General features: G+C 72.4%; 12 protein-coding genes and 1 riboswitch. Of the genes, 5 read left to right on the top strand and 7 right to left on the bottom strand.

The window, feature by feature from the left end; all coding sequences use genetic code 11:
• Positions 1 to 59: 59 nt before the first annotated feature.
• From TR50_RS05855 to TR50_RS05845, 3 genes are all read right to left on the bottom strand, one after another.
• A complete protein-coding gene (locus tag TR50_RS05855; protein ID WP_042415200.1) occupies positions 60 to 2522 on the bottom strand; it encodes an alkaline phosphatase family protein in 2463 nt (820 codons plus the stop codon).
• Positions 2523 to 2787: 265 nt separating this feature from the next.
• Positions 2788 to 3660 (bottom strand): DUF4436 family protein, encoded by an 873-nt coding sequence (locus tag TR50_RS05850; protein WP_052440766.1) that lies wholly within the window; start codon positions 3658 to 3660, stop codon positions 2788 to 2790.
• Positions 3657 to 4859 (bottom strand): agmatine deiminase family protein, encoded by a 1203-nt coding sequence (locus TR50_RS05845; protein WP_042415198.1) that lies wholly within the window; start codon positions 4857 to 4859, stop codon positions 3657 to 3659. Before TR50_RS05845 ends, TR50_RS05850 begins: the two co-directional genes overlap by 4 nt.
• 189 nt (positions 4860 to 5048) lie before the next feature.
• Here TR50_RS05845 and TR50_RS05840 point away from each other — a divergent pair, with 189 nt between their 5' ends.
• Complete coding sequence (locus tag TR50_RS05840) at positions 5049 to 6128, top strand: agmatine deiminase family protein (RefSeq protein WP_084699772.1); 1080 nt, start codon at positions 5049 to 5051, stop codon at positions 6126 to 6128.
• 63 nt (positions 6129 to 6191) lie between these two features.
• The gene (locus TR50_RS05835; RefSeq protein WP_042415196.1) at positions 6192 to 7382 is read left to right on the top strand and encodes an agmatine deiminase family protein; all 1191 of its coding nucleotides are present in this window, start codon (positions 6192 to 6194) and stop codon (positions 7380 to 7382) included.
• A 46-nt stretch (positions 7383 to 7428) separates the two neighbouring features.
• Here TR50_RS05835 and TR50_RS05830 read toward each other — a convergent pair whose 3' ends face one another.
• The gene (locus tag TR50_RS05830; protein ID WP_042415194.1) at positions 7429 to 8013 is read right to left on the bottom strand and encodes a TetR/AcrR family transcriptional regulator; all 585 of its coding nucleotides are present in this window, start codon (positions 8011 to 8013) and stop codon (positions 7429 to 7431) included.
• Positions 8014 to 8192: 179 nt separating this feature from the next.
• Between TR50_RS05830 and TR50_RS05825 the strand changes: the two genes are divergently transcribed.
• Complete coding sequence (locus TR50_RS05825) at positions 8193 to 9323, top strand: glycoside hydrolase family 18 protein (protein WP_084699794.1); 1131 nt, start codon at positions 8193 to 8195, stop codon at positions 9321 to 9323.
• A 31-nt stretch (positions 9324 to 9354) separates the two neighbouring features.
• Here the strand turns inward: TR50_RS05825 and TR50_RS05820 are convergent, their stop codons facing one another.
• Positions 9355 to 10236, bottom strand: a complete 882-nt coding sequence (locus TR50_RS05820; RefSeq protein WP_042415188.1) for a sigma-70 family RNA polymerase sigma factor — start codon at positions 10234 to 10236, stop codon at positions 9355 to 9357.
• 135 nt (positions 10237 to 10371) lie between these two features.
• Between TR50_RS05820 and TR50_RS05815 the strand changes: the two genes are divergently transcribed.
• A complete protein-coding gene (locus TR50_RS05815) occupies positions 10372 to 10938 on the top strand; it encodes a carboxymuconolactone decarboxylase family protein (RefSeq protein ID WP_042415185.1) in 567 nt (188 codons plus the stop codon).
• A 22-nt stretch (positions 10939 to 10960) separates the two neighbouring features.
• Here TR50_RS05815 and TR50_RS05810 read toward each other — a convergent pair whose 3' ends face one another.
• Positions 10961 to 11347 carry a hypothetical protein gene (locus tag TR50_RS05810; RefSeq protein WP_052440765.1) on the bottom strand — a complete coding sequence of 129 codons (387 nt, stop codon included), beginning with the start codon at positions 11345 to 11347 and terminating at the stop codon, positions 10961 to 10963.
• 101 nt (positions 11348 to 11448) lie between these two features.
• Here TR50_RS05810 and TR50_RS05805 point away from each other — a divergent pair, with 101 nt between their 5' ends.
• Positions 11449 to 12198 (top strand): protein phosphatase 2C domain-containing protein, encoded by a 750-nt coding sequence (locus TR50_RS05805; RefSeq protein WP_042415183.1) that lies wholly within the window; start codon positions 11449 to 11451, stop codon positions 12196 to 12198.
• 267 nt (positions 12199 to 12465) lie between these two features.
• Here the strand turns inward: TR50_RS05805 and TR50_RS05800 are convergent, their stop codons facing one another.
• The gene (locus TR50_RS05800; protein ID WP_042415180.1) at positions 12466 to 13476 is read right to left on the bottom strand and encodes a C40 family peptidase; all 1011 of its coding nucleotides are present in this window, start codon (positions 13474 to 13476) and stop codon (positions 12466 to 12468) included.
• Positions 13477 to 13505: 29 nt separating this feature from the next.
• Positions 13506 to 13630, bottom strand: a riboswitch (cyclic di-AMP (ydaO/yuaA leader).
• Positions 13631 to 13809: the final 179 nt, after the last annotated feature.

Genomic DNA, 13809 nt, shown 5'->3' with positions numbered 1-13809 from the left:
GGCCCGAAGGCCGGCCGCCGCCCCTCCCGTGGAGCGACGCCGCAGCGGCGCCGGGCGCGTCAGCTGCCGAACGTCATGCCGAGGTCGTCGACGTAGCCGTCGTCGTCGGTCCCGGCCGAGCGGGTGAAGGAGACGGTGAACTTCACCGACGTCGTGCCCTGCGGGACGGTGCCGGTGGCCTGCTCCAGGAGCAGCTCCGTCTGGTTGCTGCGCTGCGCCGCCGTGACGGGGGCCAGGGTGGCGGTGCCGAGGGAGGTGCCGGAGGCGTTCAGGAACGTCGCCACGACGCCGGCCTTGTCACCCTGGCTGCTGTAGCCGCCGATCCAGCCCGAGAGGTTGTAGGGCAGGGTGCCGGTCGCGATCTGCGCGGCCTGGCTGCTGACGTCGACCGTCTGCGTCATCTGCGAGGACGCGTAGGGGCCGCCGTCGAAGAAGGCGTTGCCGGGGGTCGCCGGGGCCTTCGGGCCCTGGGCGGTGGTCGGGTAGGACGGCGCGCCGTAGCAGACCTGCTGCGGCAGGTTGGAGGTGGCGGTCCAGGCCTGCGCCGGGTAGCCGCCGGTGCCGCTGCCGCAGGAGCCGGTCTCCGCGCCCGGGTTGGCGATCGGCAGCTGGAACGCCGTGCCGGAGGCGGCGACCGTCCAGGTGAAGCCCGCCGAGCCGGACGCGCCGGTGCCGTCGGTCGCGGTGGCGGTCACCTGGTAGGTGCCTGCCGTGGTCGGCGTCCCGGTGATCGCGCCGGAGCTGCTGACGGACAGTCCGGCGGGCAGGCCGGTGGCCGACCAGCTGAGGGTCTGCCCGGACGCCGAGTCGCTGCCGGCGAGCTGGAGCGAGGAGATCGCCGTGCCCGCGGTCGCGGTCTGGCTGCCGGGGTTGGTGACCGTCACCGTGTTGCCGCCCGACTGGGCGCCGGTGAAGACCTCGTTGTACGGGGTGGCCCACTTGTCGTTGTTGGTCATGCTCGGCAGGCCGAGCGCGCCCTCGATGACGCGGGCGGTGCTGTAGTGGTCGTAGCGGGTGGCGTCCTGGTAGCCGGCCTTCACCGTGCCCTGCGAGCCGATCACGATCGTGGCGACCTGGTTGCTCTGGCCGGGGCCGAAGCCGCCGGGGCCGCCACTGCCGTCCTCGTCCCAGGTGAGGACCAGCAGGGACTTCTGCTGGGTCCAGGCCGGGGAGGCGAAGAGGGTCGGCAGCGTCTGGCTGAGCCAGGTGTCGCCGGCGGCGATGCCGCAGCCCTCCATGTCGTTGCAGGAGTCGGCGTCGGCCCAGACGAAGGCCGGAGTGGTGGACGTCGACTTGAGGTCGGTGTTCAGCAGCTGCGGCAGCGGCTGCCAGTGCGCCTGGCAGTAGGCGTTGTCGCTCTGCATCTTGGGGTCGTAGTAGAACGGGACGTCGTCGGACTCGTAGTTGCCGCTGTTGCCGGTCTGGCAGTTGCTGGTCTGGCTCTGGACGTACTGCTTCCAGCTCTTGCCGGCCGCGTCGAGGTTGTCGTTGAGGCCGTTGTTGGTCGCCGCGCAGGCGGTGTTGGTGATGCAGTCGGCGCCGGGGTTGCTGTTGTTGCTGCGCCCGTAGGAGTTGCCGAACGCGATGGCCTCGTAGTTCGGGTCGGAACTGTGCGTGTTGGCGTGGTAGTTGGTCAGCAGCGAGCCCATCGGCACCAGGGTGTTGTTGATGTAGGGCGCGCTGGAGTTGCCGATGATGCCCGCGCCGCCGTCGGCGGTGTTGGAGGACGCGGAGTAGTTGTTGTTCTCCATCATCACGACGAAGACGTGGTCGTACCCGGGCACCGTCGACGCGGGCACGTTCAGCGTCGGTGCGGTGGTCGGGGTGTCCAGGGTGAGGGACAGGTCGTCGGCCATGCCGTCGTTCTGGGTGCCGGTCATGGTGAAGTCGACGGTGGTGAGGATGGAGCGGGTCCCCGCGGGCACGGCCGCGGTGGTGCTGCGCTGGAGGAACTCGGTGGTGCTGCCGCGGTCGGCGGCGAGCACCGGGCCGATCGAGGCGGTGCCGAGCGAGGCGCCGGCGGCGTTGCGGTAGGTGATGGTGACCGCGGCGGCGTCGTTGTAGCTGCTGACGCCGCCGAGCCAGGCGGAGAGGGTGGCGTGGACGCCGCCCGCGTCGATCGCGGTGGCGGCCGAGGAGACGTCGGTGGCCTGCGTCATCTCGGAGGAGCCGCGCGAGCCGCCCTGGAAGTAGGCGGTGCCCTTGGTCGGCGAGCCCGGCGTGCTGGTGGAGGCGCCGGTGGGCACGCCGTAGCAGTTGACGACCGGGTCGCCGGAGGTGATCTGCCAGCCGGGGACGGTGGTCTCCTCCCAGCCGCCCGGACTGCACTGCGAGGTCTCGGCGTTGCCGTTGAGCAGCAGGTTCGCGCTCTGGGTGGCGGCCGAGGCGGACTGGGCGGGCCCGACGAGGGCGGGCGTGACGGCGGCGGCCAGCGCGGTCAGCGCGGCGGCGGCGAGGGTCGCCGGGCGTGGCCGGGACGTGCGTCGTGCGGTGGTGGGCGACGGCGGGGCGGATCGTCTCATCGCGGGCGTCCTTCTGACGGAGGGGGGCGCATGACGGGACCTGCATGGAGCTGCGCGTGGGCTGTCGGGCTGTTGGGGCTGCCGGGGTGTTGGACTGCCGGACTATTGGGCTAGCCCAATGCTCGGGCACTCGATTGTGGGCCCTCGTGGGCGTGTCGGAACAGGTCGGCCGGTTGCACAGTCGGCAACCGGCAGGGAAACGCGCGGGACGCCCGAGAACCCCTCAGTTCATCTGCGGCCGCCGCGCGTTCGGCTCCGCGCGTCGTTACCGGCTTCCGTCGGCGGCCATGTCGCGGCGCTCGTTGCGGACGGCGAGGGCGACCGTGACGGCCAGGCTGGCGGCGATGATGCCCTCGGCCCAGAAGAAGGCGACGTAGTCCATCAACGAGCCGATGGGCGGCCCTCCGGGCGCGGCGTTGCGCAGCCCGACCAGGGCGAACAGGGTGGCCGCCATCCAGCCCAGCGCCGGCCAGACCACCCCCTGGCGCTTGCGGGCGAGGACCTCCGCGCCGCCGAGGACGGCGAGGGCCAGCGCCCACATGGCCGCCATCATGAACCAGGCCAGAATGAAGGTGGCCCGGGTCCGCCCGGCCCGCGCGTCCAACCGCGCGACGGTGCCGCCGGCGGCCGACTTGGTGGGGCGGACCAGGAAGAACGGGTCGGAGTCGGTGTAGGTGAGCGACAGCGGGACGGGCCGCCCCTGGTCGGTGGCCACCCAGCCGGCGGAGACGTCGTAGTGGTCGAACGGATAGTCGGTGGGAGTGCCGTTGTTGAGCCCGGCCGTGACGACCTGGAGCGGGGCGACGTCTCCCGGCGTGGTGTGGAAGGACGACGTCGTCAGGCCCACGGAGGTGATCTCGACGTCACGGGTGAAGACCAGGGAGTCCGGCTCCGCGGCGAGGCTCCCGTGCGGGATGGCGACGACGGAGAGCGACAGCTCCAGGGCGGAGGTGTCCACGCCCTGGGCGGTGACGTCGAGTTCGATCCAGTCCTCGGCGGTGGGGTTGCCCACGACGCTGACCTGCTGGCGGCTGTTGCGCTCGTTGAGGTAGAGGCCGATGCCGGTGCCGCAGAGCACGGCGACCAGGGCCAGCACCAGGACGTACCGCGGGATCCTGCGGCGGCGCGGCAGCCTCACGAGGACGCCGCGCCCGTCGTGGGCTGCTGCTGGGTGGAGCAGTGGATGCCGCCGCCCCCGGAGGCGATGGCGTTGATGGACACCTGGACGACGTCGCGGTCGGGGTGCAGGTCGCGCAGGGTGGCGACGGCCTTGTCGTCGGCCTGCCGGTCACCGAAGCGGGGCACGATCACGGCGCCGTTGCAGACGTAGAAGTTGAGGTAGGTGGCGAGGAAGTCCTGCCCCGCGCCCGGGATCTGGTCGAGGTCCGGATCGGTGATCTCCACGACGCGCAGCGAGCGGCCCCGCGCGTCCGTGGCCTGCCGGAGGACGGAGAGGGCCTGGTCGGAGGCGGCGGACCAGATGTCGGGCGGAGCGCCGGGGCCGGGGCGCTGGAGGGCGACGACGCCGGGGGTGACGAAACGGGCCAGGGCGTCGACATGGCAGTCGGTGATGTCCTTGCCGGCGACGCCCTGGAACCAGATGACCTTGCTCACGCCGAACAGGGACTTCAGGTCGGCCTCGATCTCGTCGCGGTTGCGGCCCGGGTTGCGGTTGGCGTTGACCAGGGAGCTCTCGGTCGCCATGAGGGTGCCGTCGCCGTCCACCTCGATCGCGCCGCCCTCGCCGGTGATCGGGGCCTGGATGCGCCGGATCCCGTAGTGGGCCAGCAGGTTCGCGGCCACGTGGGCGTCGTCGGCGTGGGTCTGCTTTCCGCCCCAGCCGTTGAAGTTCAGGTCGACCCCGGCGAGTCCGGACGGTCCGGTGACGAAGGTGGGGCCGGTGTCGCGCGCCCACAGGTCGTCGACCTGGAGCGCGATCACCTCGACGCTGTTGCCGACCTGCTGCTGCGCCTGGTCGGCCTGGTCAGGCCGGGCCATGAGCACGACGGGCTCGTACTGGGCGATGGCGCGGGCCAGGTTGGCGATGTCGGTGCGGACGTCGGGGAGCTGGTCGCCCCAGACCTCGGCGAGGGCGGGCCAGGCCATGAAGGTGCGTTCGTGCTCCAACTGCTCGGCGGGCATCGCGTAGCCGGAGGCGGACGCGCCCTGGGCGGCCGCGCCGGGCGCGTCCGTGCCGCCGCCCCCTGGGCCGGACGAGCCCGAGTCGGAGGCGCCGGAGTCCGCGCCACTGGAGCTGCACCCGGCCAGGACGACAGCGGCGGCGAGCCCGGCCCCGGTGCGCAGGAGGGTCCGGCGGGTCAGGCTGGAGTGGTGCATGGCTGCCCCGTTCGACGGCGTCCCGACGGCGTCCCGTCGTGCTGCTTCATCGTGTCGCTGCTCTTCGGACCCTATGTCCGGACGGCGTGGCCCTCTTGTCGGACTTCGGCCGAGTGGGCGAGGGGCTCGCTTGACTGAATTTTCAGTCGATGCCACTGTGGGACTGTCGTCGAACGTCCGGAGGCCCCCATGAACGACCCGCGCTCCCTGTTCGGCCGCCTCTTCGGCGCGCCGCAGCAGCCCGAGGAGACGATCCCGGCGGGGCCGCGGGCGCGCGTCGAGGCCGACGACGTGCCGCACGCCCGCACCTGGATGTCCTGGCCCGCCTCGCGCTCCGTCTGGGGCAGGCAACTGGACGGCGTCCAGCAGGACATCGCGCTGATCGCGCGGACCGTCGCCCGCTTCGAACCGGTGACGCTGTGCGCCCCGGACGAGCGCGCCGCCGTCGCCGCCCGCGCCCTGTGCGGCGACCGGGTCGAGGTGATCAGCTCCATCCCGACCGACGACCTGTGGATGCGCGACACCTGCGCCGCCTTCCGCCGGACCCCGCGGGGCTCCCTCGACGCGGTCGGCCTGAACTTCAACGGCTGGGGCCGCAAGCAGGCCCACGACCGGGACGCCGCCGTGGCCCGCGCGGTCGCCGCCCGCGAGGGCCTGCCGTTCGAGGCGGCCGCGTTCGTCGGCGAGGCGGGGGCGGTCGAGACCGACGGCGACGGCACCGTGATGGCCACCGAGAGCAGCCTGGTCAACCGCAACCGCAACCGCGGCATGAGCCGCGACGAGATCGAGCGGGCGGTGCTGGACGCCTACGGGGCCGACCGCATGATCTGGGTCCGGGGCGTCAAGGGCCGCGACATCACCGACGACCACATCGACGTGACCTCCCGCTTCGTGCGGCCCGGCGTCGTCATGGTCCAGGTGCCGCCCGCCGACCGGCACGACGTGTGGGCGCGCGACGCCCGCGAGCAGTTGGCGCTCCTGGAGAGTGCCGTCGACGCCCGGGGACGCCGCCTCCAGGTGATCCGCGTCGACGGCCCGGAGCGGGTGCGCTCACGCAAGTCCACCTTCGTGGACTCCTACCTGAACTTCCACCTCGTCAACGGCGGTGTCGTCACGGCCCAGTTCGGCGACGTGGTGAAGGACGAGGAGGCCCGGCAGGCCCTGGCCGCCGCCTTCCCCGGCCGCGAGGTCGTCCAGCTGGACGTCGACCGGCTGATGGCCGGCGGGGGCGGCATCCACTGCTCGACCATGCAGCAGCCCCGCGCCTGACGCCCGGCCCTTCCCTTCTTCCTCCTTCCTGCTCTGCCCTGCCCTGCCCAGGAGTGCTGATCCATGACCTCTGCCATGTCCCGACGCATGATGCTGCAGTCCCTCGCGGGGCTCGGCCTGCTCGCCTTCGGAACCGCCGCCTGCTCCTCCTCGGCCTCGCGCGGCAGCGGCCAGGCCGGCGGCATGAGTTCGGCGACCGCGTCCACGGGCGGGACCGGCGGGACCGGCGGGACCGGCGGCCGGGTCTTCGGCGCCGAGTGGGAGTCGCACGCACGGACCTTCATGAGCTGGCCCGCGTCCACGAACGTCTGGGGCGACCAGCTCCCCGGCGTGCGCTCCGACATCACGCGGCTGGCCCGCGCGGTCGCGGGCTACGAGCCGGTGGTGATGTTCGCCCGTCCCGAGCAGGCCGACGACGCGCAGACGGCGGTCGGCAACAGCGTCGAGGTCGTGCCGCTGGCGGTGGACGACCTGTGGGCCCGCGACACCGTCCCCGTCTTCGTCCACGATGGCGGCACGCTCAAGGGCGTCGACTTCAACTTCAACGGCTGGGGCGGGAAGCAGAAGGAGCACGGCGACGACTCGGCCCTCGCCGCGGCCCTGCTCACCAAGTACGGGATACCGCGCATCCAGACCCCGGTCGTCGCGGAGGGGGGCGCGTTCGAGACCGACGGCCGGGGCACCCTGCTCGTCACCGAGAGCTCGGTGGTCAACGACAACCGCAACCCGGACATGAGCCGCGACGACATCGAGGCCGAGCTGATGAAGGCCCTCGGCGTGACGAAGGTGATCTGGCTCAAGGGCGTCAAGGGCAAGGACATCACCGACGCCCACGTCGACTGCCTGGTCCGCTTCGCCGGCCCCGGCGTCGTCCTGCTCGACAAGCCCTTCCCCGGCGCCCCGGCCGACGTGTGGTCCGAGGCGGCGGCCCAGGCCAAGGACGTCCTGAGCCAGGCCACCGACGCGCGCGGGAAGCCGCTGCAGGTCATCGAGGTCCAGGAGCCCGACCCGGACAGGATCACCGGGCGGGGCGACGCCTTCGTCTCCTCCTACATCAACTTCTTCGTCGCCAACGGGGCGGTGTTCATCCCCAAGTTCGGCGACGGGGACGCGGACGCCAACGCCCAGCAGATCATGCGCGACCACTTCCCGAACCGCGACGTCGTCGCCCTGAACATCGACAACATCGCCTCGGGCGGCGGCGGCATCCACTGCTCCACCCACGACCAGCCCGGCACCCCGGCCCAGTCCTGAGCGAGGTCGACCGAGGTCGAACGAGGTCGGGGGAATCCGGGCCGGGTCAGACCGCCCGGCTCAGCCGGGACAGCTCCACCTCGATCGCCTCCGCCATGAGCGTCCTGGCGTGGGAGAGCGGGAGGCTGCCGCTGAGCCACCGCGTGCTGAGCCCCTCCAGCAGGGCCGTCAGCCGCTCCGCCGCCTGCGCCAGGGCGCCGGCTCCGGCCGTCGGGTGCACCTTGCCCAGCAGTTCGGCGATCTCCTGGTCCCAGACGAGCGTGGCGCGGGCCAGGTCCTCCCGCAGGTCGGGGTCGAAGACCGCGCTCGCGCGCAGCTCCCCCCAGGCGGTGCTGTTCTCCCGCACCTGGGGGCTGTCCTGGAGTTCGAGCAGGAGGGTCTGCTCCAACTCGCCGCGCGCGTCGAGCGGCGGGGCGTCCGGATCGCGGTCGGTGGTGTAGACGCCGGCCCGGTCGTTGATGAAGTCCAGGGTGGCCCGCAGGATGCCCTGACGGTTCTTGAAGTGGTAGTAGATCAGCGCGGTGGAGACCCCGGCCTCCGCGGCGAGCTCCTCCACCCGCAGCCCGCGGACCCCCCGCCGGGCGATGACCCGGGCGGCCGCTTCCAGCATCGTCGTTCTACGGTCGGCCATAATCCGGCACCTTACACGTGTGATCGGTCGCCGACGAAGAGACTGACTGAAAATGCAGTCCGCAGCTCGGTCGACCTCCACCCGGGCAGGGATTGGTCCGTACCATTGACAGGCCTGGTGCGCGTCACCACCCTTGGGGCGACCTGTCGAGCCCTCTTCGCCGGGAGGCGTGGATGCGCATGCACGTTGGCAGAACCCCCACCCTGCTCGCCGCCGGAACCCTCGCCCTCGCGGCCGCCGCCCTCGGCGGCGCCGTCCCGGGGCAAGCCGCCCCGAGGACCGCTGCCGCGGGCGGGGCCGCAGCAGCCACCAGCCCCATCCAGGTGTACGGCGCCTGGCACTGCTCCGACGACGCCTGCACCTGGGCGACGGTCCGCGACATGACGGACTTCGACCAGAAGAACCACTGGCTGATCGACCGGGGCGACGGCCACCCCTCCGTCAACCTCGTCGTGCTGAGCTTCGTCAACCCGCTGCGCCTGCTGGACGGCACCACAGACGCCGGCGACACCAACGGCGTCCCGAACGGGATGACCCAGGCGATCGTCGACTACTTCACCAGCCACGGCATCCGCGTGATGCTCTCGATCGGCGGCATCACCTACGTCAACGACTGGGACACCGCCCTCGCGCAGAACCCCACCCTGCTCGGGCAGAAGGCCGCGGCGCTCGCGACGCAGCTCGGCGTCGGCATCGAGATCGACTACGAGAACTCCTCCAGCCCGAACCTGACGGGTCTCCAGTCCTTCGTCTCCGCCTACCGTGCGGTCCACCCCTACGACGCCACCGGCGCGGACCCGACCGCGCGGCTCACCATCGACCTCGCCGCGGGCGACCGCTGGCTGGTCGGCCTCACCCAGTACGCGACCGCGAACTGGCTGACCACCGGCAGCCCCGTGCTCGACTACGCCAACGCCATGGTGCCGAGCAAGCAGCCGAACGCCTCCTCGGCCGAGTCCAACTGGCAGGAGCACCTGACCGGCAAGCCCACCTACAACCCGCCGATCCCGCCGCTGGCCCCGGCCAAGTTCACCGGCAGCCTCTACATCGCCGAGGGCTCCTCGGTCCGGCCCGAGTGCACCAGCTTCTCGACCTCGGTGGAGGACAGCACCGGCTCGTGGGTCCAGAGCGCGGCCCCCGCCGGGGCGGGCGCCACCCCCGGCATGCTCGGCTACATGTTCTGGGCGGCGGAGACGCCCTCGACCAAGGGCGTCACCACCGACCCGCCCGACAGCTGCCAGGGCGGCGTCGGCGTCGGGTCCTCCACCTACGGCGCCCCCGTGCCGATGCCGCCGCTGCGCCAGAACTGACGGGCAGCACCGACACCCCGCCGATCCGGCGTCAGGACAGCACGGGCGCGGCGAGTTCGCGGACCCGGTCCGGGTCGCCGTAGATGTCGAGGGCCGTGATGAGGCCGTCGACGACGGTGAACGCCATGATGTTCGTGGGCCGTCCGCCGCGCACGACCAGCGCGGCGGCGGCGCCGTTGACCAGCACCGGCCGCAGCTCCGCCGCCGGGACGTAGCCGATCCTGGCGTTCTCGGCGACCGTCCGCGCGCCGCGCACCAGCGCGGGCCGCGCCGCCCCGAAGTCGGCCCTGGCCACGACGTCCGGGTGCAGCACGGACACCAGCGCGTCGAGGTCACCCTCGCGCGCCGCGGCGAAGAAGGCGTCGACCACCTCGCGCTGCTGGGCGACGTCCCGCTGCTGCTCGGGGATCCGGGTCGTCGAGACGCGCTTGCGCGCCCGGCTCGCGAGCTGGCGGGTCGCGGCGTCCTCGCGCTCCAGGACGGTGGCGATCTCCGGGAACGGCACCTCGAACATGTCGTGCAGCACGAACGCCAGCCGCTCGTCCGGCGAGAGCGTGTCGAGGACGATCTGGAGGGCGAGGCCGACGTCGTCGGAGAGCAGCGCGGCGTCCTCCGGCGTGGGCGGACCGTCGTCGGCGACGACGGGGTCGGGCAGGTGACCGTCCCAGGGCTCCTCGGCGCGGGTGCGCCGGCTGCGCAGCGCGTTGAGGCAGACCCGGCCGACGACCGTGGTCAGCCAGCCCGCGGGGTTGTCGATCGCCGCGGGGCGCACGTCGGCTCGGCTGATCCGCAGCCATGCGTCCTGGAGGGCGTCCTCGGCGTCGGCGAAGGAGCCGAGCATCCGGTAGGCCACGGCCCGCAGCCGGGGCCGGTGCTCCTCGAACCGCTGCGCGAACCACGTGTCGTCGTCCATCGCGCCCAGTCTGGCACGGGATTCGGCGTACCCGTCACACCGGCCGGGCGCGCGGTGTCATAGCAGTGACCCGTGCCGTGCCCGGGTGCCGCACCCGGCGCCCCACCCCGTCGAGCGAAAGGGAGGCGGCCCGCCATGTCGACGCCGTTCCTCACCCCGATCGAGAAGCCGCGCAGCCTCGCCCTGCGCCTGATGTTCGCCTTCTGCCGCCGCCAGTTCGGCAAGGTGCCGACGCCGTTCACGGTGTTCAGCGCGCGCATGCCGTTCGCCTTCCTCGGCTTCTACACGAAGATCAACCGGCTGGACCGGAAGCTCACCCTCCCCGCCGAGACCGTGGTGCTGGTCCGCGAGACGGTCGCCGACGCCAACGGCTGCCTCTTCTGCCAGGACGTGACGCGCTGGTACGCGCTGCGCAAGCGGGTGGTCGGCGCGGAGCGGCTGGACGCCCTGCCGGAGTACCGCACCAGCGGGCTGTTCAGCGAGGCCGAGCGCGCCGCGCTGGACTACGTGCGCGAGGTGGCCGAGGAGAGGCACGTCCGGCCTGAGACCTTCGCACGGCTGGCCCGGCACTACGGCGAGCGGCAGATCTGCGACCTGGTCTGGTTGGTGGCCAGCGAGCACGTCTACAACATCAGCAACCACGCGCTGAACATCGGTTCCGACGGCTTCTGCGAACTGCGACCGCCGGCGCCGGTCGCATGACGGCCCCGCGGGCCGGCCGGGCTCAGTCGTCGGGCCCGGCCAGGACGCGGACGGCGAAGGGACGCAGGCTGTCGTCGCCGTGCTCGGCGGCGTAGCCGAGGGCGGCGAGTGTGCGGACCAGCGCCTCGGCCATCACCACGCGGACGGAGAGGGAGTCCGGGCCGTCCGGCCGCACGGACGGGTGGGTTCTCCAGTGGAGCCAGACGCCGCCCACGGCGTCGTCGAAGGCGTCGACCTCCACCTCGACCCCGGCCAGCGAGGACGGGGTCACCTCGTAGGGCTTGGCGTTGAGCCCCGCCGTCAGCAGGTCGCGCTCCACACGGGCGGCCAGCCGCAGCAGTGCCGCGGCGGCGGGCGGGGCCAGCCGCCGCGGGCCGAGCGCGGGCTCCGACTCCGGATTACGCTCCATGACAGCCAGCGTAGAGAAGCCTCACGCTTCTCCGGGGCCACTCGGGGCATGATCGGAGAAGGTCGCATATGCCCCGCACGGGGCCGAGTCCGAGGAGAGCCGTGGAGATCCGCTACAGCTGCGAGCCGAGCCCGGACGCGTTGGCCTGCGAGGACTTCGTCCTCGCCGGACCGGACTTCGCACTGGTCCTGGACGGCGCGACCCCGAGCGGCCTGCCCACCGGCTGCGTCCACGACGTCCGGTGGTTCGTCTCCCGCCTGGCGGGCCAGGTCGCCGCGTTCCTGCTCGCGCACCCGGACGAGCCGCTCCAGGAGGTGCTGCGGCAGGCCATCCTGCGCACCCGCGACCTGCATCCCCGGTGCGACCACGGCAACCCCGAGAGCCCGTCCAGCACGGTCGCCCTGCTGCGCGCGGACGCCGTGGCCGACCGCCTCGACTGCCTGGTCCTCGCGGACTCCCCCGTGGTCGTCCGCACCGCCGACGGCCACGTCGACATCGTCGCGGACGACCGCATCGACCATCTCCCGGCCTACGACCGCGACTCGGTCAGCGCGCTGCGCAACGCGCCCGGCGGCTTCTGGGTCGCCTCCACCCGCCCCGACGCGGCGGAGCACGCCGTCCTGGCGTCGTTCCCGCTCACCCACGTCCGCGACGCCGCCGCGCTCTCCGACGGCGTCACCCGGCTCGTCGACCGCTTCGGCTGGACCTGGACCGAACTCCTCGACGCCCTCGCCACCGACGGCCCGAACCACCTTGTGGACGCCGTCCGCAAGTCCGAACTCGCGCTCCCGGAGGGCACGTTCCGCGGCAAGCGTCACGACGACGCGTCCGCTCTGCACTGGCGGCCGTAGCCGCGGCGCCGGGTTCCCGCTACCGGTCCTCCGGATCCTGGTCGGTCCGGGCCGTCCGCAGCCGCCTCCTGGGCCTCCCGGGCCAACCGTCGCCCCGAAGGCCCGCTCCGCCCGTCCGGCCGCCCGCGGACGGGCGGCCTCTCGTACCTGGCTCCGAGCGCGAGAACGCCGGCGCACAGGCCTGCGTCCGCTGGGCGGGCACGTGGGAGGGGCCCCTGACCGGCGGTCAGTCCGCCGGGCAGGGGCCCCGATGCTGCTGCCCGCGGCTCAGATGTGCCGCATCATGTAGATCGAGCCGATCGTCGAGATCGACTCGTAGCGCACCACCGCGCCCGTGTGCGGGGCGTGCAGGACGATGCCGTTGCCGGCGTACATGCCCACGTGCTCGCCGCCGTTGAAGAAGACCAGGTCGCCCACGCGCAGGTCGGAGACGGAGGCGACGGGGGTGCCGTCGCCCATCTGGGCGTAGGTGTCGCGGCCGAGCTGGTAGCCGGCCTGCTCGTAGGACCACATCATGAAGCCGGAGCAGTCGAACTCGCTCGGACCGGTCGAGCCCCAGTGGTAGGGGGAGCCGATCTTGGTCTGGGCGGCCGCGAAGGCCGCGGCCTCGATGGAGTCGCCGGCCGCGCCGCCGTAGTGGAGGTTGCTGCCGGTGCCGCCGACCAGGGCGGTGCGCTGGCTCGCCGTGGCGGAGTCGAGCAGCTTCTGGGTCGCCTTGACCTTGGCCGCCGCCGAGTTCTTCAGCGCCTGGGCCTTCTGCGTGAGGGCCTGGAGGGCCTGGAGCTCCTGCTCGGCCTCGGCCTTCTCCTTGGCGAGGGTGTCCTCCTCGGCCTGGAGCTGGTTCAGCTGGGACGCCTCGTTGCTCGTCAGCTGGTTCATGGAGGAGGCCTTCTGCAGGAACTCCCCCGGGTTGCTGGTGAGCATCAGCTGAACCGTCGGGTCGACCGCGCCGGAGGCGTACTGGCTCTGGGCGATCGCGCCGACGCTGTCCAGGAGCTGGTTCGCCTTCGCCTGGTTCCGCGCGATCTCGTCCTGGAGGATCGAGACCTTCTGCTGGAGCTGCTGCTGCTGCGCCTGCGCCTGGTTGTACGCCTCGATCGCCTTGTCCGCCTGGCCGTTGAGCTGGTCGAGCTGCGACTTCAGCTGGGAGGTGCTGGGCTGCGGGGCCGCCTGCGCCGACTGCGTGGCGAGGCCGACGCTGGTGGCGGCGACGACGGTGAGCGCGGATATTCGGGTACGGGTGCGACTGGGCGCGGCGGGACGGCGGTGGGACGCCACCTGGACGGGCTCCTTCTTCCTGGCCGTCTACCGGGTGAGCTGACGGGTTCGGGCCGGAAGTCTCGCCCTACGACACCTCACGGCCACCTCGCGTGCACGCACGCGTCGCAGTCGCCCTGATGCCGATTCACCCCGGGGGACGTGGGTCCCCGGCTCCGTCTCGTCCTCCGCACGCCCCGCGCGACCTGCGCGGATCGTCCCGAAGTCCTCGACAGACTCGACGGGAACCGTCGTGGATGTCCGGTCGGACGATCGACTGCACAACGGTTCGAAGCTGAACCATAGTTGCCGGATCGTGACCGGATCAACTGCGGTGCCGAAAACCCCGGTGAC

The sequence above is a fragment of the Streptacidiphilus anmyonensis genome (assembly GCF_000787855.1).
GTDB classification, from domain to species: Bacteria; Actinomycetota; Actinomycetes; order Streptomycetales; family Streptomycetaceae; genus Streptacidiphilus; species Streptacidiphilus anmyonensis.
The sequence above is the reverse complement of the archived record's forward strand: the minus strand, read 5'-3'. Positions and strand labels throughout refer to the sequence as shown.

What these genes read in the sequence shown, in the direction of transcription:
- TR50_RS05855 (WP_042415200.1), bottom strand. Translation starts at nt 2,522, where the DNA reads ATGAGACGATCCGCCCCGCCGTCGCCCACCACCGCACGACGCACGTCC.
- TR50_RS05845 (WP_042415198.1), bottom strand. Translation starts at nt 4,859, where the DNA reads ATGCACCACTCCAGCCTGACCCGCCGGACCCTCCTGCGCACCGGGGCC.
- TR50_RS05840 (WP_084699772.1), top strand. Translation starts at nt 5,049, where the DNA reads ATGAACGACCCGCGCTCCCTGTTCGGCCGCCTCTTCGGCGCGCCGCAG.
- TR50_RS05835 (WP_042415196.1), top strand. Translation starts at nt 6,192, where the DNA reads ATGACCTCTGCCATGTCCCGACGCATGATGCTGCAGTCCCTCGCGGGG.
- TR50_RS05830 (WP_042415194.1), bottom strand. Translation starts at nt 8,013, where the DNA reads ATGGCCGACCGTAGAACGACGATGCTGGAAGCGGCCGCCCGGGTCATC.
- TR50_RS05825 (WP_084699794.1), top strand. Translation starts at nt 8,193, where the DNA reads ATGCACGTTGGCAGAACCCCCACCCTGCTCGCCGCCGGAACCCTCGCC.
- TR50_RS05820 (WP_042415188.1), bottom strand. Translation starts at nt 10,236, where the DNA reads ATGGACGACGACACGTGGTTCGCGCAGCGGTTCGAGGAGCACCGGCCC.
- TR50_RS05815 (WP_042415185.1), top strand. Translation starts at nt 10,372, where the DNA reads ATGTCGACGCCGTTCCTCACCCCGATCGAGAAGCCGCGCAGCCTCGCC.
- TR50_RS05810 (WP_052440765.1), bottom strand. Translation starts at nt 11,347, where the DNA reads ATGGAGCGTAATCCGGAGTCGGAGCCCGCGCTCGGCCCGCGGCGGCTG.